General features: G+C 72.1%; 26 protein-coding genes. 14 read left to right on the forward strand and 12 right to left on the reverse strand.

Features of this window, described 5'->3' with window-relative positions; genetic code table 11:
• Window positions 1-9: 9 nt before the first annotated feature.
• From Cus16_RS11015 to Cus16_RS11050, 8 genes are all read right to left on the reverse strand, one after another.
• Entirely contained in the window at window positions 10-1,155 is a 1,146-nt protein-coding gene (locus tag Cus16_RS11015; RefSeq protein WP_069712702.1) for an ATP-binding protein, read from the reverse strand.
• Window positions 1,156-1,198: 43 nt separating this feature from the next.
• Complete coding sequence (locus Cus16_RS11020; protein WP_069712703.1) at window positions 1,199-2,437, reverse strand: lipopolysaccharide biosynthesis protein; 1,239 nt, start codon at window positions 2,435-2,437, stop codon at window positions 1,199-1,201.
• A complete protein-coding gene (locus Cus16_RS11025; protein WP_069712704.1) occupies window positions 2,434-3,768 on the reverse strand; it encodes an MATE family efflux transporter in 1,335 nt (444 codons plus the stop codon). The genes Cus16_RS11020 and Cus16_RS11025 overlap by 4 nt, the downstream gene beginning before the upstream one ends.
• A gap of 126 nt (window positions 3,769-3,894) precedes the next feature.
• The gene (locus Cus16_RS11030; protein WP_069712705.1) at window positions 3,895-5,232 is read right to left on the reverse strand and encodes a uracil-xanthine permease family protein; all 1,338 of its coding nucleotides are present in this window, start codon (window positions 5,230-5,232) and stop codon (window positions 3,895-3,897) included.
• Between the two features lie 1,254 nt (window positions 5,233-6,486).
• Complete coding sequence (locus Cus16_RS11035; protein ID WP_069712706.1) at window positions 6,487-6,921, reverse strand: hypothetical protein; 435 nt, start codon at window positions 6,919-6,921, stop codon at window positions 6,487-6,489.
• Between the two features lie 141 nt (window positions 6,922-7,062).
• A complete protein-coding gene (locus Cus16_RS11040; protein WP_069712707.1) occupies window positions 7,063-8,370 on the reverse strand; it encodes a glutathionylspermidine synthase family protein in 1,308 nt (435 codons plus the stop codon).
• A complete protein-coding gene (locus Cus16_RS11045) occupies window positions 8,370-8,741 on the reverse strand; it encodes a tRNA-dihydrouridine synthase (RefSeq protein WP_223246591.1) in 372 nt (123 codons plus the stop codon). The genes Cus16_RS11040 and Cus16_RS11045 overlap by 1 nt, the downstream gene beginning before the upstream one ends.
• 10 nt (window positions 8,742-8,751) lie before the next feature.
• Entirely contained in the window at window positions 8,752-10,392 is a 1,641-nt protein-coding gene (locus Cus16_RS11050) for an APC family permease (RefSeq protein ID WP_069712709.1), read from the reverse strand.
• A gap of 188 nt (window positions 10,393-10,580) precedes the next feature.
• Here Cus16_RS11050 and Cus16_RS11055 point away from each other — a divergent pair, with 188 nt between their 5' ends.
• From Cus16_RS11055 to Cus16_RS11070, 4 genes are all read left to right on the forward strand, one after another.
• The gene (locus Cus16_RS11055; protein ID WP_069712710.1) at window positions 10,581-10,913 is read left to right on the forward strand and encodes a hypothetical protein; all 333 of its coding nucleotides are present in this window, start codon (window positions 10,581-10,583) and stop codon (window positions 10,911-10,913) included.
• 67 nt (window positions 10,914-10,980) lie between these two features.
• Window positions 10,981-12,945 (forward strand): M13 family metallopeptidase, encoded by a 1,965-nt coding sequence (locus Cus16_RS11060; RefSeq protein ID WP_069712711.1) that lies wholly within the window; start codon window positions 10,981-10,983, stop codon window positions 12,943-12,945.
• 197 nt (window positions 12,946-13,142) lie between these two features.
• On the forward strand, window positions 13,143-13,943 hold the full coding sequence (locus tag Cus16_RS11065; RefSeq protein WP_223246592.1) for a serine hydrolase: 801 nt from the start codon (window positions 13,143-13,145) through the stop codon (window positions 13,941-13,943).
• Window positions 13,940-14,497, forward strand: coding sequence for a hypothetical protein (locus Cus16_RS11070; protein ID WP_141718944.1), 558 nt, complete (start codon window positions 13,940-13,942; stop codon window positions 14,495-14,497). Before Cus16_RS11065 ends, Cus16_RS11070 begins: the two co-directional genes overlap by 4 nt.
• Before the next feature lie 64 nt (window positions 14,498-14,561).
• Here the strand turns inward: Cus16_RS11070 and Cus16_RS11075 are convergent, their stop codons facing one another.
• Window positions 14,562-14,990: a MarR family transcriptional regulator gene (locus Cus16_RS11075; RefSeq protein WP_069712713.1), complete on the reverse strand. Its 429-nt coding sequence runs from the start codon at window positions 14,988-14,990 to the stop codon at window positions 14,562-14,564.
• A 211-nt stretch (window positions 14,991-15,201) separates the two neighbouring features.
• Here Cus16_RS11075 and Cus16_RS11080 point away from each other — a divergent pair, with 211 nt between their 5' ends.
• On the forward strand, window positions 15,202-15,495 hold the full coding sequence (locus Cus16_RS11080) for a hypothetical protein (protein ID WP_141718945.1): 294 nt from the start codon (window positions 15,202-15,204) through the stop codon (window positions 15,493-15,495).
• Between the two features lie 76 nt (window positions 15,496-15,571).
• Here the strand turns inward: Cus16_RS11080 and Cus16_RS11085 are convergent, their stop codons facing one another.
• Window positions 15,572-16,246: a DUF4232 domain-containing protein gene (locus Cus16_RS11085; RefSeq protein WP_069712714.1), complete on the reverse strand. Its 675-nt coding sequence runs from the start codon at window positions 16,244-16,246 to the stop codon at window positions 15,572-15,574.
• Window positions 16,247-16,349: 103 nt separating this feature from the next.
• On the opposite strand from Cus16_RS11085, the gene Cus16_RS11090 reads away from it, so the two are divergent.
• Entirely contained in the window at window positions 16,350-16,628 is a 279-nt protein-coding gene (locus Cus16_RS11090; RefSeq protein WP_069712715.1) for a hypothetical protein, read from the forward strand.
• A gap of 38 nt (window positions 16,629-16,666) precedes the next feature.
• On the opposite strand, the gene Cus16_RS11095 is transcribed toward Cus16_RS11090, so the two are convergent.
• Both Cus16_RS11095 and Cus16_RS11100 read right to left on the reverse strand, forming a co-directional pair.
• Window positions 16,667-17,107, reverse strand: a complete 441-nt coding sequence (locus Cus16_RS11095; RefSeq protein ID WP_069712748.1) for an NUDIX hydrolase — start codon at window positions 17,105-17,107, stop codon at window positions 16,667-16,669.
• Window positions 17,104-18,426 (reverse strand): glutamyl-tRNA reductase, encoded by a 1,323-nt coding sequence (locus Cus16_RS11100; RefSeq protein WP_069712749.1) that lies wholly within the window; start codon window positions 18,424-18,426, stop codon window positions 17,104-17,106. The genes Cus16_RS11095 and Cus16_RS11100 overlap by 4 nt, the downstream gene beginning before the upstream one ends.
• A 117-nt stretch (window positions 18,427-18,543) precedes the next feature.
• Here Cus16_RS11100 and hemE point away from each other — a divergent pair, with 117 nt between their 5' ends.
• The 8 genes from hemE (at window position 18,544) to hemC (ending at window position 25,182) form a co-directional block, all read left to right on the forward strand.
• Entirely contained in the window at window positions 18,544-19,674 is a 1,131-nt protein-coding gene (gene hemE / locus Cus16_RS11105) for a uroporphyrinogen decarboxylase (RefSeq protein ID WP_069712716.1), read from the forward strand.
• Window positions 19,671-20,999 (forward strand): protoporphyrinogen/coproporphyrinogen oxidase, encoded by a 1,329-nt coding sequence (locus Cus16_RS11110; RefSeq protein WP_069712717.1) that lies wholly within the window; start codon window positions 19,671-19,673, stop codon window positions 20,997-20,999. The genes hemE and Cus16_RS11110 overlap by 4 nt, the downstream gene beginning before the upstream one ends.
• A 100-nt stretch (window positions 21,000-21,099) precedes the next feature.
• Entirely contained in the window at window positions 21,100-21,354 is a 255-nt protein-coding gene (locus Cus16_RS11115) for a hypothetical protein (protein ID WP_069712718.1), read from the forward strand.
• Complete coding sequence (locus Cus16_RS11120) at window positions 21,351-21,785, forward strand: phage holin family protein (protein WP_069712719.1); 435 nt, start codon at window positions 21,351-21,353, stop codon at window positions 21,783-21,785. Before Cus16_RS11115 ends, Cus16_RS11120 begins: the two co-directional genes overlap by 4 nt.
• 35 nt (window positions 21,786-21,820) lie before the next feature.
• Window positions 21,821-22,051, forward strand: a complete 231-nt coding sequence (locus Cus16_RS16370; RefSeq protein ID WP_069712720.1) for a hypothetical protein — start codon at window positions 21,821-21,823, stop codon at window positions 22,049-22,051.
• A 70-nt stretch (window positions 22,052-22,121) separates the two neighbouring features.
• Window positions 22,122-22,874 (forward strand): hydrogen peroxide-dependent heme synthase, encoded by a 753-nt coding sequence (gene hemQ, locus Cus16_RS11130; RefSeq protein ID WP_083263899.1) that lies wholly within the window; start codon window positions 22,122-22,124, stop codon window positions 22,872-22,874.
• On the forward strand, window positions 22,871-24,109 hold the full coding sequence (locus Cus16_RS11135) for a ferrochelatase (RefSeq protein ID WP_083263900.1): 1,239 nt from the start codon (window positions 22,871-22,873) through the stop codon (window positions 24,107-24,109). Before hemQ ends, Cus16_RS11135 begins: the two co-directional genes overlap by 4 nt.
• Window positions 24,106-25,182 carry a hydroxymethylbilane synthase gene (gene hemC / locus Cus16_RS11140; protein WP_083263901.1) on the forward strand — a complete coding sequence of 359 codons (1,077 nt, stop codon included), beginning with the start codon at window positions 24,106-24,108 and terminating at the stop codon, window positions 25,180-25,182. Before Cus16_RS11135 ends, hemC begins: the two co-directional genes overlap by 4 nt.
• Window positions 25,183-25,249 lie beyond the last annotated feature (67 nt).

The following is a 25,249-nucleotide window of genomic DNA, read 5'->3' on the forward strand; positions in this document are numbered from 1 at the left end:
CGGAGCGCGCTACGACCCAATGTTCCTGACGAAGGCGGCGAACCCGGGGATCGTGAACTCCAGCGACCCGCGTTCAGCAGGCTGGACGAGTCCCTTGTCGATGAGCCGAGCGCGAGGTGTCGACAGCTGGTTGCTCCCGGTGCCCAGGGCCTCCGCGATCGCCGCCCGAGGGGTCGGGCCGTCGCCGAGGCCGGCCATCGCGGTGAGCAGTCGTCGTTCCGAGGGCGAGCACGCTGCCCACCGCGCGCGGAAGAGTGCGTCGAGGTCCGCCTGCATGGCACGGTGTCCGCGTTCGACCGCTGGGAGGTCGATCACGGCACCCGGATCCGGACGGCCCGCGGCCGCCCATGACGCATCCGCGATGAGCTGCACGGAGTACGGGTAGCCCTGAGCGATCGCCAGTGCTCGGTCGACGGCATCGGGTGTCCAGTCGACACCGAGCACGCGAGCCGGACCGATCAGGGCCACCTCCTCAGCATCACGGTGCAGTGGACCGAGCGGTCGGTACGCGAGGCGCTCGCTGAAGGTGACGACACCGGCGATGGTCTCCGGTGCGTTGGGCAGGCCGGCGGCGAAGACAGCGGCCGGGACGTCCGCGCCTTCGGCCTGCAGGTGCTGCCACGCGTAGACGAGGATCCGCAGGCCCTCGGGATCGGCCGACTGTATCTCGTCGACGAGGATCACCAGCGGCTGGTCTTCTGCAGCTGCACGGATCACCGATTCGAACGCGCGAGCTCCCGCCGGAGCGCTGTCGGTACCGGCTCTGGGCTCCGGAGACCGGAGCGTGGTGGTGGCCGTCGCCACTCCGGGGATGCCGACGGAGAGTTGCAGCGACTCGATGGTGCGCAGGAGTGCAGCCCGGTCTGCTTCGTCCGCCACGTGACGGAGTTCCTCCGCGATCTGTGCGACGAGCCCGTGCGTCTCGCCGGCCGTCACCCACACCGTACGAGCACCGCGCAGGGCCGCGCGGCGCTGGTACTCGCGGAGCAGTGACGTCTTCCCGAACCCGCGGGCAGCGTGGTCGACCCGGATCCGGCCGACGAGACGCCTGAGATCGACCAGTACGGACAGGCGTTCGTCCATCTCGGCGAGCTGCAGCGCGCGCCCGGGGACCGCACGCGCGATCTCGCCTGGAGTGTAGGGACTGGGTTGCACGGATCCTCGATGAGTTGTTATGAAGTGCCCTGTTCATAACAGACTATCGCGGAGCCTCCTGGTCGGGTGTGGTGCGCTGGTGACCGCTCCGCAGGCCCAGCACCACCACCGCCACCAGGTTCACCGCGCTCCCCACGAGGAACCCCGTGGTCCCCCCGGCCACCCCGGTCGACGGCGCGAGCACCGCCATGAGCACCACGCCCACGACGAACCCCGCCACCGACGCCAGCGCCACCTGCCGTGACCGACCGGACGCCAGCAGGAGCGCCGCCGGCACGAGTCCGACGGTGAACACCCACACGCCGACCATCAGGTACCGCAGGTCCGCGACCGCGGCGGCTCCCTCGGCCGGGTAGACCAGCGGCAGGAACCACCCGGCGAGCCAGGCGACGAGGCCGAACACCACGGCGGTGCCCGCGGCGAACCCGCCGACGAGCAGCAGCACCCCGCGGGAGCGCAGTGACCCGCCGTCCGACCGGTGCGCGAACGCCGGCACGAGCACCTGCCCCAGGGCCTGGCCGACCATCGACGCGGGTGTCGCGAGCGTGAAGGCCGCGGCGTAGACCCCGGCCTCGAGCGCCGAGGAGGACACCTGCGCCGAGATCATCGTCAGCTGCAGCAGGCCGTTCGAGGTCACGACAGCGAGCACGTTCCACGCCGCGAAGCCGAGCACCCCCGCGGTCGGCTCCGGAGTGCCGGCGGCCCGGTTGCCGCGCGGCCAGCAGGCGATCGCGAAGACGGTGTACCCGACGGCCAGGGGGAGCAGGACGAGCGGCTCGAGCCGGGCGACGCACGCCGCGACGAGCAGTCCGAGCGCGAGCAGGCTCGTGACCGTGTCCCACAGCGCGACGCGTGGTGCGCGGTCGTACCCGAGCTGGGCGCCGCGGGCGTAGCAGTACAGGCCGTACCCGACGACGACCCCGACCCCACCGACCACCATGCCGGGGCTCGCACCCCAGGCGATCGCGACCGGTACGGTCACCGCGGCGAGCACGACGCTCGACACCGCCATCGAGGCCCCGAGCAGTCGGTTCACCGCCGTGTCGGACCGGTGCCCGCGCAGCGCGATCGCCAGCACCCGCGAGGCGGTGTTGCCCGCCGCGTTCGGCCACAGCAGGGCGGTGAACACCGAGAGGGACAGCAGGGCCGTCGTCTGCCCGAGGGTCTCGGTGCCGAACACCCGCCCGACGACCACCGTGACGAGCAGCTTCGCGAGTCCCTGCACGCCGATGCCGACCGTGGCGAGGAGCGCCGACGACGCGACGCGCGAACGCCCGCTCACCGGGCCAACGCCTGTCCGACCCAGCCGGGCCGGTGCGCGCGCACCCCGAGGGTGACCGCGCGGACGCCGATGTAGCCGAGCGCGAAGGCGGCCCAGAGCCCGGCGAGGCTCCCACCGAGCCACCAGAGCAGCGGCAGGTACACGACGAGGTTCACGACGCCGGCCAGCGCGAGGTACCGCGCGTCCCCGGCGCCGATGAGCACGCCGTCGAGCACGAACACGTAGCCCGCGACGGGCATCCCCACGGCGATGAGCACGAGCACGACCGGCAGCGCCGACCGGACCGCGGCGGAGTCCGAGAACACCGGGCCGAGCACGCCGCTGACGGCGACGACGACCACGCCGAGCAGCACACCGCCGAGGATCCCGAGCACCACGAGCCGCCGCGTGACCAGTCGCACCCGTGCGGGGTCGCGCGCGCCGAGGCCGTGCCCGACGAGCGCCTGCCCGGCGATCGCGAGGGCGTCCAGCGCGAAGGCCAGCGTCGAGAACACGGTCAGCCCGACCTGCGTCGTCGCCAGGCCGGTCGTCCCGAGCCCGCTCGCGGTCGCCACGGTCGCGAGCATCGCCACCCGCAGGGACACGGTCCGGAGGAACAGCCAGGTACCGGAGCGCAGGGCCCGAACGACCCCGGAGGCGCCCGGGCGCAGCGGCGCACCCGAGGCCCGGGCGGCGCGCACGGCGATGACGACGTACACCGCGGCCATCGCCCACTGCACCACGACGGTGCCGGCGGCGGAGCCCTCGACGCCCCACCCGGCGCCGTAGATGAGCACGGCGTTGAGCAGCCCGTTCGCCACGAAGCCGACGGTCGCAACGACGAGCGGCGTCCGGGTGTCCTGCAGCCCACGCAGCAGTCCGGTCGAGGCGGTCACGACGAGGATCCCGGGCAGGCCGACCAGCGAGAGGGTCAGGTACGCGGTCGCTGCGGCCGACACCTCGGGCGACGCCCCGAACAGGTCGACGAGCGGTCCGGCGAGCGGCCACCCGACGAGCGCGAGCACGACGCCGAGTGCCAGCGCGAGCCACATGCCGTCGATGCCCGCGTGCATCGCCCCGCGACGGTCGCCGCCGCCGAGGGCGCGTGCGACCTCGGGCGTCGTGGCGTACGCCAGGAAGACGAGCAGCCCGGTGACCGTCTGCAGGACGACGCTCGCAAGCCCCACGGCCGCCAGGGCGGTCGCCCCGAGGTGGCCGACCAGTGCGGTGTCGGTGAGCAGGAAGAGCGGCTCGACGACGAGGGCCCCGAGCGCGGGGACGGCGAGGCGGACGACGTCCCGGTCGACCGACCGGCGCTCGGCGCGCTCGGCGGTGGTCGTGGGTCGGGGCACCGGCCCATTCTGGCCGTCCCGCGGCCGGTCCGGTGACCGGCGGCGCGCCCTGCGGTGTGACCGGTGGACGGACGGGAGGCCCGTGGCGGCGTCGCCACGGGCCTCCCGTCCGTCAGGTGGTCCGACTCAGTCCGCGCGCGGCTCTGCCGGGACCGCACCGGTCGCGGCGTGCGCCTGGTCCGACGCCTCCGGCGTCGCCGGGTCCGTGCCGCGGGCCCGGCCGACCAGGTCCATCAGGTGGTAGACGACGATCGCGGCGATCGTGCCCACGATGATGCCGCCGAACGTCGCACCGCCGAACGAGAACGTGAAGTCGGCGATGCCCATGATGAGCGCGATGCCGGCGGTGAGCTGGTTCTTGGGCTTGGCGAAGTCGACGCGGTTCTCGACCCAGATGCGGATGCCGATGACGCCGATCAGGCCGTAGAGCGCGGTCGTGGCACCGCCGAGCACCCCGGCGGGCACGGACGAGATGATCATGCCGACCTTGGGCGACAGCCCGAGCAGGATCGCGACGATCGCGGCGACCCAGTAGGCGGCCGTCGAGAAGACGCGGGTGGCGGCCATGACGCCGATGTTCTCGCCGTACGTCGTCGTGGCCGAGCCGCCGCCCGCTCCGGCGAGCACCGTCGAGACGCCGTCGGCGAAGAGCGCGCGACCGGTCAGCGGCGTGAGGTCGCGGCCGGTCAGCTGGCCGACGCCCTTCACGTGGCCGACGTTCTCGGCGACGAGGGCGAGCACGACCGGCACGAAGCCGAGGTAGACCGCGAGCTGCCCGGCGTCGAACGCGGGGGCGGTGAAGGTCGGCAGGCCGATCCAGGCCGCCTCGCCGACCTTCGACAGGTCGACCTGGCCGCCGACGAGCGCCGCGACGTAGCCGACCGCGACGCCGATCACGATCGACAGCCGGCCGACCAGCCCCTTGAAGAGGACCGTGACGAGGATGATCGCCGCGAGGGTGATGAGCGCGACGACCGGGGCCTTCGTGAAGTTGTCGCGGGCGGCCGGTGCGAGGTTGAAGCCGATCAGCGCGACGATCGCGCCCGACACCACCGGCGGCATCAGACGGTCGATCCACCCGGCGCCCGCCAGGTGCACGATCGCACCCACGATCGCGAGCAGGACACCGACCACGATGATGCCGGACAGGGCGAGCGGGATGCCGCCGATCTTCGTCGCGGCACCGATCGGCGCGAGGAACGCGAACGACGACCCGAGGTAGCTCGGCAGCCGGTTGCCCGTGATGAGCAGGAACAGGATCGTCCCGATGCCGCTGAACAGCAGGGTGGTCGACGGCGGGAAGCCCGTGATGAGCGGGACGAGGAAGGTCGCGCCGAACATCGCGACGACGTGCTGGACGCCGAGCCCGATCGTGCGGCCCCAGGAGAGGCGCTCGTCCGGCGCCACGATGGTCGAGGAGGAGACGGTCGCGCCGTCACCGTGCAGCTTCCAGCCGAGTGCCATGGGATGACGGTACCGGGTGGGGTGGGTGCTCCGCGGGTGGAGTACATCGGCGCGGGCGCGCGCTCTACCAGTCCGTGCTGTTCCGGATCGTCCCCCTCTTGTGGGGGTGCGCAGATGAGGCATGCTCCGTAGCGTCCTGAGTGGCCGCACAGCGTCGTCATGGGGACTGCAGAGCTGGTGTGGCCGTGATGAGGGGTTCTTCCGCGTGTTCGCAACGTCGTCGTTGTCTGCTGGCACTGCGCTGCTCGGTTGCGCTACCGGAGTGTCGATCTACCTTGCAACTGAAGCCGGTGATGACCTCGCCGCCAACACGATCAACGACTTGGGCATTGCTGGGGATCATCTCACGTTGCTTCGCCGCTTTTTCTGATGGGGCAGCTTCTCTGGCAGTTCGTTTTTGTCGCGCTGGTCTTCGGAGCGGCGGTGACGTCAGGTGTAGCGGTGCTGAGCTCGTTCCTGCGTTACCGCGGTCAGCCACGAGGAGTAAAACGGCGCGATACACCTCAGGAGGTTCTGCTGATCTGTTTGGGGTTCGTCTGTATGGGTACGGCTTTCTATGTTGCGGCCACCAAGATGTTCTCTTGACTTCTTCGACTGCTGCATCATCTGGGGATCTATTGGGCGATGCTGCATGCATTTTGGCCGATGTCAATGGTGATCGTGGACTCGCAGCTACGGGGGGTTCGTCCTGATCGTGAAGAATGGCAAGGAGTTGCCAGCCGCCATCGTGGGGTCGGTGCTTCTTGTGATCGCATGCATATTCCTCTTTTCCCCTCTACGGGACCAGGTCTCGCGACATGGCCTCCCAGTCTGGTTGCTCGCCGTGGCGATAGCATCTGGGGGTCTCGTGCTCTGGCTCGGTGTGGTACTAAATCTGCTTCAACGTCGCAAGTGAAGCAGCGCAGTCACAGTCAGCAGCTTCGTTCCCGCGCTGGGCAGAGCCCCGCGCGCACCGGCGACGATGAGAGCTCACATAGCTCACGACGAAGGCGCTGCACGCACTACGCGTGCAGCGCCTTTGTCGTGTTGGCCCCATCCTCAAGAATGGCCCGAATTGACGACCTCGCTCCCGCGCGGGGCCGACCTTCGAGGATCGGGTGCGTTGCGGCCGGACGTCAGCGACGTTGGTTCGTCGTGATTGGCGCGTGATGGGGGTCTCGCCTTGTTCCCAGGGTGCGTCCTTGCCGCCTGATCGTGGGGAGACTGCGGGAATCAGCGGGTCGCGGGCGCGGCACCATGATCGGACGAATGCTGCTATCCAGCGCAGTCCGTCGTGACCTTCGGAGCCGTGCCGGATCGGGCCGAGCTGCGTTCGATGCGTTCGTCGTGAGCGATGGCTTGGGTCGGCTGAGCCGGCAGGTACTTCACCCGGACGCCGGTCGTGTCCGTAGGGACGTCTGTGGGTTCCTCGAAGTGGGCTGCTCCCCTGACTTCGTAGCGGCGACCGTCGACGATGTAGGCGTACATCGCCGCGTACTGGGTGTACGACCCCCGGTACTTCCGCACTTCGAAGGAGCAGACCTCACCTGTCGGTGTGCCCTTGGTGTCCACTCCGCTATCGGCAAGTCGAGCATCGCCTGTCCTGCTCCACCACATCCCGATGCTGACCGCCACCACGATCGCTGTGGCGACCGCCAGAAGAACGAAGAGGGCGGCCTTGTTCCTCGGCCGCAACTCCCGCGCGTTCATCCGCTCAGCGCCCGCACGTCAGTGGCGAACCTGGGAGCCGTGGGCCCGAAGGTGCGACCCCGACAGGGGTGCTCCCGCTCGACCGTAGGTGCAGCCGCAGGCTTTGGTACGGCTGGGCTACGACGAACGCGCCGGCCCTGCTCAGCCCGGAGCAATGACGTTCGGCGCGAAGCGGCACCAGTAGTCGGTGATCGGGCCGTCGGACTCGCGGATGCCCACGCCGAACGACTCGCCGTCCACCACCCAGGACCCGAGGACCGGGTGGTTGTGCCCGTTCGACCCGGGGAAGTCCGGCAGCTCGTGGTACTGCTGCCACACCCGCTCGCCGGCGGTCCCGGCGCGACGGTACTCCGAGCCGTTCGAGGTCACCGACCCGTCGGCGCGGTGCACGGCGATGCCGTCGCCCTCGCGGCCGAAGACCGGCTTCACGACGAAGTCCGTCATGCCGTTCGGCCCGTCGGCGTACGACGGCAGCAGGTTCTGGTGCCCGGGGAACAGCCGCCAGAGCGCCACGAGCAGGAGCTTGTTCGACAGGAACATCTTCCAGGCGGGCTCGTACCAACGTCCGAGCCGACCGCGGTCCCGCACGAGGAAGGCCCCGAACTCCTGGTCGCCCGTGGCGCGGTCCTCCCCGGAGACCAGGTCCTCCCACGGGTAGAGCTTGAAGAGGTTCCGGATGACCGGCCACTGCGTGCCGGGCTCGTCGCCGGGCAGGGTGAAGACGCTCCGCGCGGACCCCGAGGGCTCCTGGTTGCCGACGAACTGCCGGGCGACACCGTGCCAGCCGATGTCCTTCATCTCGATGCCGGTGTGCTCCCAACCGGCCTCGCCGGCGAGGTCGCGCATGTACGCGACGGTGTCCCAGTCCTCGCCCGCGGTGTCGAGGTCCGAGTGCGCGACGAACAGCCGTCCGCCGTCCTCGGCGCGGAGCGAGTCGTGCAGGAGCGTCCGCCACCGTGCGACGAGCGCTTCGTGGATGCCGTTCCACTGGTCGGCGTCGGCCGGCAGCTCACCGGACTCGACGCGCTCGCGCATCCAGTGCCACTGCGTGACCGAAGCCTCGATGAGCCCGGTGGGGGTGTCGCCGTTGTACTCGAGGAGCTTCGCGGGGGAGCCGTCGCCGGCGTACGCGAGGTCGAAGCGCGCGTAGACGTCCGGCTCGCCCTGCTCGAGGGACCACGCTGCGAGCTCGAAGCCGTCCCGCGTCAGGCCGAGGGTGCCGAGTTCGCCCGACGCCATGTACCGGGCGGCCTCGAGGCACATCCGGTGCAGCTCCTCGGTCTGCTGCTCGAGCGCCTCGACCTCGGGGAGGGTGAAGACGTAGGCGGCGCCGTCGTTCCAGTACTCGACCTCGGTGCCGTCCTCGCGGTGCGACCGCGAGTAGACGAGCCCGGTCTGCTGGATCTTCCGCTGCCAGTCCGGTCGCGGCGTGTACTCCACGCGCTCCATCAGCCGCCGAACCCGCCGTGCTCGCCGGATCCGCCGAAGCCGCCCTTCGAGACGGAGCTACCGCGCGACGAGAGGCCGGACTTCGCCGTCTTCCCCGAGGGCAGCGACGTCGTCCCGCCGGAGGCGCGCTCGCCGACCGCGGGGACCCGGGTGCTGCGGCTGCTGCTCACGGGCAGGTAGTACCAGCCCGCGTGTCCGCCGTGGTTGTTGCAGTCGTCGTCCGGGAGGCGCTTCTGCGTCGAGTTGTCGCGGCAGATCTTCGCGTAGTCGGCGTTGACGCCGGCTCCCTGGCCGCAGCCCGTCAGGGAAGCGGCCAGCGCGGCGACCACGCCGATGGAGACAGCGCGCGATGCGCGACGACGAACACTCACGATCACGACCCTAGCGATCCACGGTGGGCCGGGGCTGTCGTCGCTCGACCGGGTCCGGGTCCTCGCCTGCCGCGGCGTTGCGTCCGACGAAGAACGCCGGGGACCGGAGGCGCCAGACGACCATGAGGACGACGCCGACCGCGATGGCGGCGACGCCCACGACGGCGACCGCACCGATCCCGAGGACCGTCACGTCCCTCCCGTCCGCGTCCTGCAGCCAGTCGGGCCGCGCGAACTGCGCGAGCCCGTAGCCGAACGCGACCGTCAGCGTCGCGCCGCCGAGGAGCGGGACGACGCCGCGCACCACGAAGTGGCGCGCGCTGTCGAGGAGGGTCCGTCGGAACACCCAGACGCACGCGAATCCGGTGAGGGCGTAGTAGAAGGCGATCATCAGTCCGACGGACCCGATGAGCGCCGTGAGCAGGGTGCCGGACAGCACGGTGAGGAGCACGTAGCACCCGGCCGAGGCGATCCCCATCCCGAAGGTCGACCACGTCGGGGTGCGGAAGCGCTCGTGCACGCGGGCGAAGCGCGACGGCAGGGCACCGTGGGCCGCCATCGAGAGCGCCGTCCGGGCCGTCGGCAGGATCGTCGTCTGCGTGGACGCCGACGCCGAGGTCAGGATCGCGAACGCCAGCAACGCCGTGGCTGCGTGCCCGAGGACGGACGACCCGAACAGGGCGGGCGCGATCGCGGCGAAGACGTCGTCGGCGTTGCCCGGTGACCCCAGACCGATGCCGTCCGTCCCGACACCGGCGAAGGCGATCGTCGCCGTCGCCAGGAGGACGTAGATGCCGAGCAGCAGGACGGTGCTGATGACGGCCGACCGGCCCGGTGTGCGTCGCGGGTCGGTCGTCTCCTCGTTGAGCGAGAGGGCCGTGTCCCATCCCCAGTAGATGAAGAGCGCGGTCAGCATCGCGGGCGCGATCACGGTCGCCGGGTCGAGACCGCTCGGCCAGAGCCAGTCGAGCGAGGGGGTGATCGACGTCACGCCGGCCGTGCCGCCGAGCACGCGGAACGCCGCGACCCCCGCGAAGACCGCCAGTGCCAGCACCTCGATGCCGAGGAGCGCGTACTGCAGGCGGGTGGACACCTCGACACCGAGGTGGCAGACGACCGTCATGACCGCGATCCACGCGACACCGGCGACCGTCGACCACAGGGTGTCGCCGCCGAGTGCGGTGATCGCGTCGACGTCCGTGACCGCGCCGACGAAGCGGAACCCGTACGACCCCGCGATCTGGGCCAGGTTGGCCATGACGATGACGTCCGCGGCGATGATCCCCCAGCCGCCGAGCCACCCGGTCGTCGGCCCGAACGCACGGGTCACCCACGTGAAGGTCGTGCCGCAGTCCGGGTCGAGGCGGTTCAGCTCCTGGAAGGCCACCGCGATCATCCACATCGGGACGAACGCCAGCAGCAGGATGCTCGGCGCCTTGACGCCGGCGAGCAACACCCCGCCGCTCGCCACGACGAGGCCGAGGCTCGCGGCCAGGCTGTAGGCGGGGGCCGTCGACGACAGGCTGACGACGATGCTCCCCAGGAGGCCGATCGACCCGGGCTTCAGGCCCTTCGCCGTGGTGCTCGGACCGGTCGTCGCGACGGCAGGGGCCGCTCCGGGGCTCGGGGTCGGTCCGCTGGTGGCACGCATCCCTGCACTCAACACGATCCGAGCAGCGGCCGGGGCGCGCCACGTAGGGTGATCGCACGGCCGCGCCCGGTGATCCGGGTGCCCGCCGTCGACCGACCGCTCGTGCTGCACGACGTGCGGCGAGCGGGAGCAGGAGAACGGGAGCGCCGGTTGCGGACAGGACACGACGACCGGTCCGGGGGTGCCGCGTGACGTCGTGGTGGGACCAGACCGATCCGACGGACCGTCCCGAGCTGACCAACCGTGCTCCGATCGGGCTCCTCGGCTCGTGGTGGAACGTGCTGGTCGGTGGGGCGATGCTGCTCGGTGCGCCGGTGATCGTCCTCAGTGGCGGCTTCGATGCGGCGCACATCGCGTTCGCGCTCTTCCTCCTGGCCGTCATGGTCGCCTTCGAGCTGGTCGCCCTCCGGAAGCTCGTCCAGCGCATCGCCGGGCGGCGAGCACTCCGGGCGGAGCGCGACGCGGAGATGCAGGAGCAGGAGCAGGAGCAGCAGCAGGAGCAGCAGCAGGAGCGCGAGTAACGGCGCGGAGCCCGGACAATGCCCCCGACTCCGAGCGGCCGCGGCCCCGGTGGCTATCGTGGACCGCATGACCGACGTCGCACGCACCGCAGGGATCCACACCGACGAGCTCGACCCGGACGTCCGCCCCCAGGACGACCTCTACCGGCACGTGAACGGGACCTGGGTCGCGCAGACACCGATCCCCGACGACAAGGCCCGGTACGGCTCCTTCACGGTCCTCGCCGAGGAGGCCGAGGTCGCCGTCCGCGACATCGTCGAGCGCTCGCAGCAGGCCGCACCCGGCACCGAGGAGCGCAAGGTCGGCGACCTCTACACGTCCTTCACCGACGAGCACCACCTCGAGGAGCTCGGCACCGGTCCGATCGACCCGCTGCTCCGCGAGGTCGACGCGGTCGAGACCGTCGACGACGTCATCGCGATGGTCGGCCGGTTCGAGCGGCTCGGCCTGCCCGGCTTCGTGCAGCTCTTCGTCGACAACGACCCGGGCGACCCGGAGTCCTACATCGTGTTCCTCGAGCAGTCCGGCCTCGGGCTCCCCGACGAGTCGTACTACCGCGAGGAGCGGTTCGCCGACATCCGCTCGAAGTACCGCGAGTTCGTCGCCTCGATGTTCCCCCTCGCCGGCTTCGCCGACGGCGGGCAGCGCACCGAGGCCGTCATCGCACTCGAGACGGCGCTCGCCGCGGTGCACTGGGACAACGTCACAACCCGTGACAGCCAGAAGACCTACAACAAGATGTCGTGGGACGAGGTCACCGTGCTCGCCAACGGCGCGGACCTGCACCTCTGGTGGCAGGCCATCGGGGCTCCGGAGGGCGCGTTCGGGACCGTCGTGGTCCGCGAGCCCTCCTTCGTCACGGGCCTGGCCGAGCTGCTCCGCTCGCAGCCGCTCGAGGCGTGGAAGGACTGGCTTCGCTGGCAGGTCATCCGCGGCTCCGCGGCGTACCTGACGAGCGCGATGTCCGCCACGAACTTCTCGTTCTACGGCACCGCCCTGACGGGCGCACCGAAGCAGCGCGAGCGCTGGAAGCGCGGCGTCTCGCTCGTCGAGGGCGCGATGGGCGAGGCCGTCGGCCGCATCTACGTGCAGGAGCACTTCGACGAGACGTCCAAGGCCGAGATGGACGAGCTCGTCGCGAACCTGGTCGAGGCGTACCGGCAGAGCATCACGGCGCTCGACTGGATGACCGAGGAGACTCGGGCCCGGGCACTCGACAAGCTCGACAAGTTCACGCCGAAGATCGGCTACCCCGTAAAGTGGCGCGACTACTCGGCGCTGCCCGTCAGCCCTGACGACCTGATCGGCAACGTCCGCGCGGTCGCGAGCTTCCAGGTCGACCGCGAGCTCGGCAAGATCGGCAAGCCGATCGACCGCGACGAGTGGTTCATGACCCCGCAGACCATCAACGCGTACTACAACCCGGGCTTCAACGAGATCGTGTTCCCCGCGGCGATCCTGCAGTTCCCGTTCTTCGACGCCGCGCGTGACGCCGCCGCGAACTACGGTGCGATCGGTGCCGTCATCGGGCACGAGATCGGGCACGGCTTCGACGACCAGGGCTCGCAGTACGACGGCGACGGCCGGCTCCAGAACTGGTGGACCGAGGCCGACCGCACCGCCTTCGAGGAGCGCACGAAGGCCCTCATCGCCCAGTACGACGCCCTGGTGCCGACCGAGGTGCCGGACGCGCACGTCAACGGCGCGCTGACGATCGGCGAGAACATCGGTGACCTCGGCGGCCTGTCCATCGCGTGGAAGGCCTACCTGCTGTCGCTCGACGGCCAGGAGCCCCCGGTGGTGGACGGCCTGACCGGTGCCGAGCGCTTCTTCCTGAGCTGGGCGCAGGCCTGGCGCATGGCGATCCGCCCGGAGGAGGCCGCGCGCCTGCTCAGCATCGACCCGCACTCGCCGAACGAGTTCCGCTGCAACCAGATCGTGCGCAACATCGACGTCTACTACGACACCTTCGGCGTGACCGAGTCGGACGCGATGTACCTCGACCCGGCCGAGCGCGTCGCGATCTGGTGATGACCGAGCCGGACGCGGCTCCGTCGTCAGATCCGGGTGCCCCCGAGCCGGGTGCGCAGCCCGGAGCCGACGCAGACGCACCTCGCCGTCCCCGTCGCCGACAGCACGTCGGTGGCGGGGACGGCGCCCGTGCGCGCGGGCGGCACCGCGGCGGGGCGGACGAACGCTTCGGCGCCGGCCTGGAGGCACTGGGCGCGTTGGCACGGGACGGTGCGTCCGTCAGTGCCTCCGTCATCGACACCTCGACCGGCAGGGCCCTGCTCGCCGTCGACGACACCCTCGTCCAGCCCGTCGCGAGCCTCGGTCGGATCCTCCTGCTCATCGAGGTCGCCGCGCAGCTCGAGGACGGACGACTGCACGGCGACCGGCTCCAGCGGATGGCCCGCGACACGGCGACCGGTGCGGGCCTGTGGCAGTTCCTGCAGGAACCGACCATGCAGGTGCCGGACCTTGCGACCCTCGTCGGCGCGACGGCGGACGCGTGGGCGATGAACGCCCTGCTCTCGACGGTCGGCATCGACGCGGTCCGGCACCGGGCGGAGGCGCTCGGCATCGACCGGACCGCGCTCATCGACCGGGTCCGCGACCGCCGCGGCCCGGACGACGCCCCGGACGCCTCGGTGGCGCCGTCGGGGGAGCTCGCCTGGCTCATGCGCGGCCTGGCGCTCGGCGAGGTCGTCGACGAGCCGGTGTCGAACCGGGTGCTCGGGTGGCTGTCCCTGGCGAGTGACACGTCGCTCGTCGCGGGCGCGTTCGGCGTCGACCCGCTGGCGCACCGGGCGCTCGACCACGGGCTGCAGGCCGTCGTCGTGACGGGCTCGTCGACGGGGGTCCGCGCCGAGGCCGGGATCCTCCGCGGGCCGGGCTCGTCCGTGAGCTACGCCGTCACCGTGACCTTCGACGACGCGACCCTGCAGCAGCGCCTGGCGGTCATCGAGGCCCTGCGGACCGTGGGCACCGAGGTGCTCGAGGTCGTGCACGCCCCCTCGTACCGGTGAGCCCCTCGTTGAGCAGGCCGGCCCGGGCGGGCGTGGGTGCGGTCGTCGCGGTGATCGCGGTCGCCCTGACGGGCTGCTCCGTCGAGGTGCACACTCCGACGTCGGACGCGACCGAGATCGCCGAGGCGAACGGGTCCCGCCTGCTGCGGGCCCTGAGCAGCACGGCGCTGGGGGCCCCTGACGGTCCCGCGCTCCAGGCCGCTGTCCGCGAGCAGCGCTTCGGTGGGTACGGGGACGTCGAATCGCTCACCCCTGCGGAGCTGGCCCGCCAGCGCGGCAACCTGCGAGCCGCCGTGTACGGGACGGCGCGGTCGTCCACGGGGGTCGAGGTGTCCGCCTACGTGTCGGGCACCGCGCAGGGCGGCGGTCTCTCGAGCAGTGCGACCGTCTACGGGTGCTTCCGCGCACTGCTCACCGCAGGGAGCTCCGCGGTGTCGTCGCGTGCTGTCCCGTGCCCGGACTTCGAGACGTCCGGCTCGGAGACGGAGCGGACCCTCGTGCTCGACCTGCCCGCACCACCAGGGCCGGACCCACGGGCGACCCCCGGCGGGTAGCCGGTCCGGCAGCCGCCGGACCGCGCAGGTCACTCCGCCGCCTGCCCCTCCGGCACCAGTGACGTCAGAGGCCGTGGCGGATCGCCGTCCCGAGACGGTCGGCGAACCGGGCGACGACCTCGGCCTCGTCATCGGTCAGCTCGTCGATGATCCGGATCAGGGGGGTCGTGATGTGCCCGTAGGCCCGGTCGAGTTCCTCCGGCGCACTCGCCGAGGGCACGACGACGATGCCGCGTCTGTCGCGGGGATTCGGTTGCCGTTCCGCACGTCCGGCACGGCTCAGACGATCGACGAGCTTCGTCACCGCGGCGGTGGTGATCTGGAGTCGTGACGCGAGGGCGGTGGGACTGAGGGGACGGTCGGCGGCGGCGGCCTGCACCACGTGCAGGAGTGCGAGGGCGTCGGTGGGCCGGAGGTCGAGCTTGCGGAGGGCGACGTCGTCCGCCGCGTGCACGCTCGCGGCAAGCACCTCGAGGCCTGCGATCGCCGCCACACCGGCCTCGGTCCGGGGCCGTGTCCGTGGGCGTGGCCGCACCTGCCGTCCGCCGTGTCCGTCCATCCCGGCCCCCGTCCTGTCCGATGTCCGCGGTCTGCATCCTCCCACGGTGCGCTGAATGTCCTAACCGTGGAAGTAATCAACCAGGTACGAGAACCGTGGACCACGCCCCACCGGCACCACGGTGGGCACGACGAAGAGGATCAGCATGACCAACACAGCAGGAACCCCCGCCCGGAACGACTCCACCGCCCGTCGGACCTGGACCGAGACCAAGGCCGCCGTGAAGACGACGGAGTTCTACGTCTGGCTCGTCGTCTCCATCGCGATCCTGATCGCGTCGGCCGTCGTGGACAACGGCGACGACGGTCAGGGCTTCGGTGCCGAGAAGGCGTGGTCGTACGTCGCCCTCGTGACCGTGGCCTACATCCTGAGCCGCGGCATCGCGAAGGCCGGGGTCCACAAGTCCGACGACCGCGGCGACGACCACCGCGCCGTCTGAACGACGCCCCACGCACGTCCCACCGACGGCCGGCTGCCCACACGGGCGGTCGGCCGTCGGCCGCGCGTGGTCCAGGTCACTCCGCCGCCTGGCCCTCCGGCACCAGTCCGAACACGTTGAGGAGCCCGGCGTCGGCGGACCGGCACGCGGTGAAGTCCGAGTCCCGCACGAACAGCGACTCCTTCGACCCCGGCGGGTAGACGCGGAAGCCGTCCGCCGCGACCGGCTGGCACTTCTCGGTGGGGTAGTTGGCGGCGGTGGTGACCTGGAGCGGGGCCACGGCGACGGCCCCGGGAGCGAGCGTCACGGTCGGGTGCGGCGATTCCGTGGCGCGGGTCGCGGCGGCGCCGATCTGGCTGCCGTCACCACCCCCGACGAAGGACACCCCGGGCCAGCCCTGCAGCGTGCAGGTGCTCGACCCGGTGTTCCGCAGGGCCAGGTGCACGTAGGTGCTGCCCGCGGCACCCCCACTGCCCGCCTCGATGCTCCCGGCGAGCGAGCCGGTGGCACAGCGGCCGCCGGCCGCGGTCCCGCCGGTCGAGCTCGGTGCCGCCGTCGGGGTCGAGGCCGTCGACGGCGCGGACGACCCCGCCGGAGGCGCCGACGCGGACGCGGTCGTCGGCGCGGCGGTCACCGTCCGGGTCGCGGTGGGCGCCGTGTCCGGACCACCGGAGGAACAGCCGGAGAGCGCGAGGGCCAGGACGATCCCGGTGGTGGCGAGGAGGACGGGAGCGGCGGTGCTGCGGTGCATGCCTCGAGGCAACTCCGGCCCGTCCCGTCGCGTTCGGGTAGCGTCCAGACGTCGCGTCCACACTCGCGACACAGCCAGGCACACGAGCGACGGAGGTCGGAACATGGCAGGCAAGCACGAGCAGGCACGCGGCGACGAGGGCCGGGCGGACGGCGTCGAGCCCCACGCCGGAGCCTTCACCGACAGCGAGATCCCGGGCGAGCAGCACGTCGAGTCGCACGAGCCCGCGGGGGAGTTCGTCTCCAGCGACATCCCCGGCGAGACGCGGCCGGACGACGCACCGGCGGCCGACACGGGCGAGTACGTCGAGTCGGACATCCCGGGCGAGGCCGAGCCGGCCCAGGACGGCGAGACCGGGCACTACGTCGACAAGGACGAGTGAGCGAGACCGAGTGACCCCGGCCGAGGCTGGTCGGATCCTCAGTCGACCAGGCCGGCGTCCACCAGCCGGCGGAGCGTCTCGACGCCCGCCGGCGGACACCGGTCGGCGTCCGCGGAGGTGACCCACTCCACCTCGTCGACCTCTGCGGAGGCGACGGGCGTGGCGGAGTCGGTCGCGCCTCCCGGCCGGACCGTGAAGAGCGACATCGCGACCATCGTCCCCTCGCCCTGGCCGTGCGCGGCCTCGGTGACGGTGCCGAAGGGCTCGACGTCCGCCTCGGTGAGGTGCAGGCCGGTCTCCTCGCGCGCCTCGCGCAGCGCTGCCTGCACGTCGGTCTCGTGGGGCTCCGCCTTGCCGCCGGGCAGGTAGAGCACGTTGCGGCCGCGGGCACGCACCATGAGCACGCGCCGGTCGCGCACCAGGAGCAGCGCGCTGACGCGGAGCGTCCGCGGTCCCGCCGAGGGCTCGGGGAGGCTCAGCTCGCGTCCGCTTCGCCGGTGCGGTCCGTCGACACGGGGCACTCGGGCGCGGTGCGCTCCGCGAGCGGCACCACCGGCGCCGGCAGCTCCGCCTCGGGCTCGGGACGCACCCCGAACAGGGCGTCGAGCGCCCCGACGAACTCCTCGCCGCGACCGGCACGGCCGAGCTCCCGCGCGCGGACCGACGGCCGGTGCAGCAGGACGCCGACCAGGTGCCGGAGCGCGCGCTCGGTCTGCTCGGCGGCCTCGGTGTCGCCCTCACGGCGCTTCGCGCGGTCGATCTCGTCGTCGAGGATGTCGAACACGTGCTTGCGGAAGGCCACGAGCGCCGGGGTGGTCGACTGCTCGAGCGCCTGCGCCCGGAACCGGGACACGGCGTCGTCCACCATCTGGCGCGCCTCGGACTCGGCGTTCAGCTCGGCGATCGGGGCGTGGATGCTGATCGTCTCGAGGTCGAGCAGTTCGACACCGTCGACGTGGGCCACGTCGGGGTCGACGTTGCGGGGCAGCCCGAGGTCGATGACGATGCGGCGCCGACCGTCGTCGAGGTCCGCCGGCTCGACGACCGGGACCTCGGTCGAGGTGCAGGTGATGAGGACATCGGTCGTGCGGATCGCCTCGCGCAGGTCGGTGGCGGCCACGAGGTCGTGCTTCGCAGCGAACCACGGTGCCCGGCCGGACGGCGAGAACACCTGGATGTCGGCGGCACCGCGGTCGCGCAGCGCGGCGATGGTCGTGGCCGCGTAGCTGCCGGTGCCGACGAGCAGCACCCGGGTCCGGGCCCAGTCGGTGATGCGCGACGAGGCGAGCTCGAGGCCGAGACGTACGAGCGAGCGACCGGCGGCACCGATGCGCGTGCGGGTCTTCACGCCGCGCGAGGTGTGCGCTGCCTCCTGGAACAGGCGCTCGAGGTCCGAGGTCGTGGTGCCGTTGGCGCGGGCGTCCTCGAGGGCGCGGCGGACCTGCCCGGAGATCTCGGTCTCGCCGACGACGACGGACTCGAGGCCGCTCGACACGGCGAACAGGTGCTGCACGACGTCCCCGCCACCGAGCACGTTGACGGACTCGAGCACCTCGGCGGGCACGAGGTCACTGGCGGTGGCGACGGCGTCGACGGTGGCCGAGACGGCGGAGTCGCGGTCGTCCCCCGCGATGTCGAGGTAGGCCTCGAAGCGGTTGCAGGTGGCGAGGACGACGGCTCCGTCGAGCACGCCCGAGTCCGTCACCAGACGGCTCGCCGCGGTCGGTGCGCCGATGCTCAGTCGCTCCAGGAGGTCGAAGCTGGCGTTGCGGTGCGACGCCGTGAGACAGATGAGCACGTGTCCCATGGTAACTCGCCATCGGTTCACCGGCTGTTCGCCCTCCGCGTGCACAGCGGACCGGCAGCCGGGAATGCGCTCGGTGTCCCGTCCGGTCGCGGATGGGATGATCGGAGCGTGACCACCGCCGCACCTGCCGCCCTGCCCGACAGCCACCCGCTCGTGACCGGACGGACCTCGGGGTCGCCGCTCGTCCGGGCGCTCCGCGGCGACCGCCCGGAGACGCTGCCGGTCTGGTTCATGCGCCAGGCGGGTCGCTCGCTGCCGGAGTACCGCGAGCTGCGGGTCGGCACGGCCATGCTCGACGCGTGCCTCGACCCGGCGATGGCGTCCGAGATCACCCTGCAGCCGGTCCGCCGACACGGGGTCGACGCCGGCATCTTCTTCAGCGACATCGTCGTGCCGATCAAGCTCGCGGGCGTCGACGTCGAGATCGTCCCCGGTCGCGGGCCGGTGCTCGGTGCGCCGATCCGCACGGCGGCCGACGTGGACGCCCTCGCCCCGCTCGACCCGGACGCCCTCGCGCCGATCACCGAGGCCGTGCAGCGCACCGTCGCCGAGCTCGGGGACACCCCGCTCATCGGGTTCGCGGGCGCGCCCTTCACCCTCGCCGCCTACCTGGTCGAGGGCGGGCCGTCGAAGGACCACATCCGCGCCCGCACGATGATGCACAGCGACCCGGAGACCTGGGCGCGCCTGCTCGACTGGGCGGCCGGGGTGTCGGGTGGGTTCCTCCGTGCGCAGGTCACCGCGGGCGCATCGGCCGCGCAGCTCTTCGACTCGTGGGTCGGCTCGCTGTCCCGCGCGGACTACGTGTCCTCGGTCGCCCCGCACTCGGCGACGGCGCTCGGGCACGTGGCCGACCTCGGCGTCCCGCGCATCCACTTCGGCGTCGGCAGCGGCGAGGTCCTGCACGAGATGACGACGCTGGGCGACCCGGCGGACACGGTCGCGGTGGACGCGGTCGGTGTCGACTGGCGGCTCCCGCTCGACGAGGCCGTGCGCCGCGTGGGCACCGGTGTGACCGTGCAGGGGAACATCGACCCCGCGATGCTCGCCGCCCCGTGGTCGGTGCTCGAGGCCCACGTGCGCGACGTCGTCCGCCGCGGCGGCACGGCCCGGGCGCACGTCGTGAACCTCGGCCACGGTGTCCCGCCGGAGACCGACCCGGCCGTGCTGACCCGCGTCGTCGAGCTGGTCCACTCGCTCGGCGACGGCACGGGCGTGGGCGAGGAGTCCGCCGCGTGACCGACGTCGTCGTGGTCGGCGGCGGGGTCGCCGGACTGGTCGCCGCCCGCGACCTGGCGAAGGCGGGGGCCCACGTCGTCCTCGTCGAGGCGGGGGACCGCCTGGGCGGGATGCTCCGCCGGCACACCGTCGCCGGGCTCGACCTCGACATGGGGGCGGAGTCCTTCGCGACCCGGACCGACGCCGTCGAGCGGCTCGCGATCGAGCTCGGTCTCGGCAACGACATCGTGTCGCCCGACCCGCGCGGCGCGTGGCTGATGACCCGCGACGGTCGGACGGCCCCGATCCCGCAGACCGGGTTCCTCGGCATCCCCGGCAGCCCGATGGCCGCCGACGTCCTGGCCGTGATCGGCCAGGGCGCCGCGTTCCGCGCACAGATGGACTCGCTGCTGCCCTCGCCGGTGGGCGCCCGGGCGGAGTCGCTCGGCGCGCTCGTCCGCAAGCGGATGGGCGAGCGGGTCCTCGACGACCTCGTCGTCCCCGTCGCCGGCGGCGTCTACTCCACGCACCCCGACCAGCTCGACCCCGACCGCGTCGCACCCGGGCTCCGTGCGGCCCTGCAGCGGGAGGGTTCCCTCGCCCGTGCCGTGCTCGCCCTCCGCTCCCGTGCGGCGGCGGGTTCCGCGGTGCAGGGCATCCGCGGCGGCATCGTCCGCCTCGTCGACGAGCTCGTCGCCGACACGGTGACGTACGGCGTGGACGTCCGGCTCGGTACCCGTGCCACGGCCGTCGAGCGGTACGCCGTGGAGACCCTGGCCGCGGACGGCACGCGGGAGCGCCTGCCCGCGCAGCACGTGCTCGCCTCGACGGCCGACCCGGCGCGGACCACGGCGCCGGACCGCACCGGCATCGAGCTCGTGACGCTCGTCGTCGACCAGCCGGAGCTCGACGTGGCACCGCGCGGCACCGGGATGCTCGTGCACCCCGAGGCGGCGGGGGTCGGTGCGAAGGCGCTCACCCACGCGACCGCGAAGTGGCCGTGGCTCGCCGGGGCGGCCGGTGGACGGCACGTGCTGCGGCTCAGCTACGCGACCCCGCCGCACGACGACGTGACGGACCCGTCGGGCGCGGCCACGAGCCTCCCGGTCGCGCCGGACGACGCCGTCGGCACCCGCGCCACCCGCGACGCGACCGCCCTGCTCGGGGTGCCGGTCACGGCGGACCGGGTGTTCGGCGCGGCCCGTGTCCGGTGGTACGGACCCGACCTGGCGGCGGCCGACCTGGCCGAGGGCGTCGTCGGCATCGGGGAGACCTCGTCCGGACGCGGTCTCGCGGGCATCGTCGCCGCCGCGCGCGCTGCTGCCGGACGCATCCTGGATTCCTGAGCGGACCGACGAGGCCCCGAGGGCTACTGTGAGTGGAACGCCGGACGTATACCGCTCGGCGCATGACCACCGCACACCCCTCAACAACGGAGGATCGCACATGCGAGGCAAGCTCCTGTTCGTCGCCGGCGCCGCACTCGGGTACGTCCTGGGATCGCGAGCCGGACGGGCGCGGTACGAGCAGATCAAGACCGTCAGCGGCAAGATCTGGAACAACGGGAACGTCCAGAAGGGCGTGCACCAGGCCGAGGAGTTCATCCAGGACAAGGGCCCGGACGTGGCCGAGTTCGTCGGTGAGCAGACCAAGAAGGTCGTCCGCAAGGTCAGCCAGAAGAAGGACACGACCACCTCATGACCGACACCCGCGACCGCAAGTCGCGATCGCTGTTCGGTCTGGTCGGGGACGTCCCGAAGCTGGTGAAGAACCTCGTCAAGGGCGAGGTGGACCTGCTCAAGGCCGAGATGATCGCCAAGGCGAAGGTCTTCGGCCTCGCCGCGGGGCTCCTCGTCGGCGCGCTCGTCATCGTGCTGTACGCCATCGGGGTCCTGCTCACCGCCGCCGTGATGGGGCTGGCGACCGTGATGCCGGCGTGGCTCGCCGCGCTCCTGCTCGCCGTCCTGATGCTCATCGTGGCCGGGATCCTCGGGTTCGTGGGCTGGAAGCGCTTCAAGAAGGGGCTGCCCCTCACGCCGAAGCGCACGATCGACAGCGTCAAGGACGACATCAACGCGGTGAAGGGCCTGGGCAACAAGCCCGGCCAGCACGACCGCACCCCCCGCTCCTGAGCGGGGCGACCGACACCCCCGACGTGAGGACCCCTGTGACCGACCAGCACGACGACCTGGCGAACCGCGTGACGGCGATGCGGACGCAGTTGTTCGAGACGCTCGACGCGATCGAGGACAAGCTCAACGTGCCGAAGCAGCTCGGCATCGCGGCGTCGAAGGTCAAGCATGGGATCGACGAGAAGCCGGTGCCCTACCTGGCCGGGCTCGCAGCCGGCGTGGCGGTGGTCGGGAGTATCGTCGTGGTGGTGCTCCGACGGCGGTAGACCGCCGGATCGGTGGTCCTCCGGCCGCGGCGCGCAGCCACGACCCAGGCAACCGACAAGACGAGGAACCATGAGCTCCGACGTGCACGCAGCACCGCACGACAACGCCACCAGCAGCCCCGCGCACGAGACCGACCCGGCGAGCGGCATCGACCCGAACCTCCTCACCGCGTTCGCGCTGTGGGCCGTGTTCCAGCGGCCGCTCGGCCCGGTCTCGCACGACGGCGACCGGGCGGTCGCCGAACTCGACGCCGTGGTCGCACGCGCCGCCGAGCGCGGGGTCACGATCCGCGGCTTCTACGACGTCTCCGGCTTCCGCGCCGACGCCGACGTCATGATCTGGCTGCACGGCGACGACGCCCAGGCGATCCAGGCCGTGCTGCGCGAGATCCGACGCACCGGGCTGTTCGCCGACGCCGAGCCCGTCTGGCACGCGATGGCCATGCACCGCGAGGCCGAGTTCAACAAGCGCCACACCCCCGCGTTCCTGCGCGGCAAGGACCCCGAGGCCTGGATCACGGTGTACCCGTTCGTCCGGTCCTTCGAGTGGTACCTCCTGCCCGAGGACGAGCGCTCGAAGATGCTCCGCGACCACGGCATCGCCGGCGCGAAGTACCGTCGCGTGCTCACCAACACCATCGCGACGTTCGCCCTGAGCGACTACGAGTGGATCCTGCCGCTCGAGAGTCCGGAGCTCGTCGACCTCGTCGACCTCATGCGCGACCTGCGCGCCACCGAAGCGCGCCTGCACGTGCGCGAGGAGGTCCCCTTCTTCACCGGTCGTCGTGTGACGACCGCCGAGCTGCCGGAGGTGCTGTCGTGACCGACACCAGCAACATCACCAACGGGCGGGGCACCGTCCTCGCCGCCACTGCCGCTGCCGTCGACGGCCCAGAGCACGTCGAGGTGCCGACCGCGTACGACGCGATCCTGCTCGCCGGCTTCGGTGGCCCCGAGGGCCAGGACGACGTCATCCCCTTCCTCCGCAACGTCACCCGGGGCCGCGGGATCCCGGACGAGCGGCTCGAGGAGGTCGCGCACCACTACCGCCACTTCGGCGGCGTCAGCCCGATCAACGCGCAGAACCGCGCGCTGAAGGCCGCGCTCGAGGCGGAGCTCGCGTCCCGCGGCATCGACATGCCGGTGCTGTGGGGCAACCGCAACTGGGAGCCCTACCTGGAGGAGGCCTTCACCGAGGCCGCCGACAAGGGCTACACGAAGCTCATCGCGATCGCGACGAGCGCGTACTCGTCCTTCTCGAGCTGCCGGCAGTACCGCGAGGACTACGCCCGCGTGCTCACCGAGACCGGCCTGATCGACACGATCCAGGTCGACAAGGTCCGGCAGTTCTTCGACCACCCGGGCTTCGTCCGCCCGTTCGTCGACGGCGTGCGTGACGGCATGGCCCGCGCGATCGCCGAGAACGAGGGGCTCGACGTCGCCACCGAGCTGCGCATCCTGTTCTCGACGCACTCCATCCCGTCCACCGACGCCGCCCGGTCCGGCCCCGACTACCGCGGCTTCGACGAGCACGGCGCGTACGAGGCGCAGCACCTGGCCGTCGGCGAGGTCGTCCTCGAGCAGGCGTGGAACGAGCTGCTCGAGCAGCCCGAGCACGCGCACCTCCGGGGCACGTCGAAGCCCGACTGGAAGCTCGTCTACCAGTCGCGGTCCGGCCCCCCGACGCAGCCGTGGCTCGAGCCCGACATCAACGACTACATGAACGAGGAGCTCAAGGGCGGTCCGACCCGCGCCGTGCTCATCGTCCCGCTCGGCTTCGTGAGCGACCACATGGAGGTCATGTGGGACCTCGACGAGGAGGCGACCGAGACCGCGGGCGAGCTCGGCTTCTGGTCGCTGCGCACGCAGACCCCCGGTGTGGACCCGGCGTACGTGTCCGGCCTGGTCGACCTCGTGCTCGAGCGCGTCAACGGCACGCCGACCGCGGAGCGCCCGCACCTGACGGACATCGGCCCCTGGTACGACGTGTGCCGCCCGGGCTGCTGCGAGAACGTGCGTGCCGGGTTCAAGCCCGCCGCGGCCGGCGTCGCCCCGTGACGGACGGCTCCGCTGCGATCCGGCTCGGTACCCGTGCCAGCCGGCTCGCGGTCGCGCAGTCGCAGGACGTCGCCGACCGCCTGGCGAAGGCGGCCGGGCGACCGGTCGAGCTCGTCACCGTGACGAGCGAGGGCGACACGAACCGCGCCTCGCTCGCGAGCCTCGGCGGCACCGGCGTGTTCGCCAGCGCCCTGCGCGAGGCCCTGGTCGCCGGCGAGGTCGACGTCCTCGTGCACTCGCTCAAGGACCTGCCGACCGCGCCGTACGACGGCCTGACGATCGCCTCGGTGCCGAAGCGCGCCGACGCCCGAGACGTCCTGGTCGCGCGGAACGGCGCGACGGTCGAGACCCTGCCCGAGGGCGCGAAGGTCGGCACGGGGTCACCCCGCCGCGTCGCGCAGCTCAAGGCCAAGCGTCCCGACCTCGACGTGATCGACATCCGCGGCAACATCGACACCCGGCTCGGTCGGGTGGACGACGACCTCGACGCCGTCGTGCTCGCCGCCGCGGGCCTCGGACGCATCGACCGGCTGAACGCCGCGACGGAGCTCCTCGACCTCGGCTTCTGGCCGAGCGCCCCGGGCCAGGGGGCGCTCGCGGTCGAGATCCGCGCGGACGAGACCGACAAGGGCCTGCTCGCCGCGCTCCGGAAGCTCGACCACGCACCGACCCGGCTCACCGTGACGGCCGAGCGCGAGGTGCTCGCGAAGCTCGAGGCGGGTTGCTCCGCACCGATCGGCGCCACGGCGGTCGTGGACGCCGAGCTGCTGCTCGTGTCGGCGACGGTCTACCGCCCGGACGGCTCGGAGTACCGCACGGCGTCGCACGCCGCGCACCTCGACGGGTCCGCGCAGGACCGTCTCGACGAGGCACTCGAGGTGGCCGGTCGGGTCGCCGCCGAGCTGCTGGAGAACGGTGCGGCCGAGCTCGCCGACCTGGCCTCCTCGGTCTCCGGCACGCCCGCCGAGGGCGACCACTCCGCCGGACCCGGTCTTGCGACGCCCGGGGCCGAGCAGCCGGCCGACGACGCCTCGACGAACACCGCGTCCACGCCGACCACCGCGACGGACTAGGCACCATCACGGACGACACCACCCCCGCCGCGGACGAGGCACGACCCCCGGTCGTCCTCGTCCCGCG

The organism is Curtobacterium sp. ER1/6 (assembly GCF_001742745.1).
Lineage (GTDB): Bacteria > Actinomycetota > Actinomycetes > Actinomycetales > Microbacteriaceae > Curtobacterium > Curtobacterium citri.

Bases quoted from the DNA above. Each gene is read 5' to 3' on its own strand.
- Cus16_RS11035 (WP_069712706.1), bottom strand. From the start codon at position 6,921: ATGAACGCGCGGGAGTTGCGGCCGAGGAACAAGGCCGCCCTCTTCGTT.
- Cus16_RS11085 (WP_069712714.1), bottom strand. From the start codon at position 16,246: ATGCACCGCAGCACCGCCGCTCCCGTCCTCCTCGCCACCACCGGGATC.
- Cus16_RS11040 (WP_069712707.1), bottom strand. From the start codon at position 8,370: ATGGAGCGCGTGGAGTACACGCCGCGACCGGACTGGCAGCGGAAGATC.
- Cus16_RS11050 (WP_069712709.1), bottom strand. From the start codon at position 10,392: ATGCGTGCCACCAGCGGACCGACCCCGAGCCCCGGAGCGGCCCCTGCC.
- Cus16_RS11120 (WP_069712719.1), top strand. From the start codon at position 21,351: ATGACCGACACCCGCGACCGCAAGTCGCGATCGCTGTTCGGTCTGGTC.
- Cus16_RS11060 (WP_069712711.1), top strand. From the start codon at position 10,981: ATGACCGACGTCGCACGCACCGCAGGGATCCACACCGACGAGCTCGAC.
- Cus16_RS11090 (WP_069712715.1), top strand. From the start codon at position 16,350: ATGGCAGGCAAGCACGAGCAGGCACGCGGCGACGAGGGCCGGGCGGAC.
- Cus16_RS11080 (WP_141718945.1), top strand. From the start codon at position 15,202: ATGACCAACACAGCAGGAACCCCCGCCCGGAACGACTCCACCGCCCGT.
- Cus16_RS11115 (WP_069712718.1), top strand. From the start codon at position 21,100: ATGCGAGGCAAGCTCCTGTTCGTCGCCGGCGCCGCACTCGGGTACGTC.
- Cus16_RS11030 (WP_069712705.1), bottom strand. From the start codon at position 5,232: ATGGCACTCGGCTGGAAGCTGCACGGTGACGGCGCGACCGTCTCCTCC.
- hemQ (WP_083263899.1), top strand. From the start codon at position 22,122: ATGAGCTCCGACGTGCACGCAGCACCGCACGACAACGCCACCAGCAGC.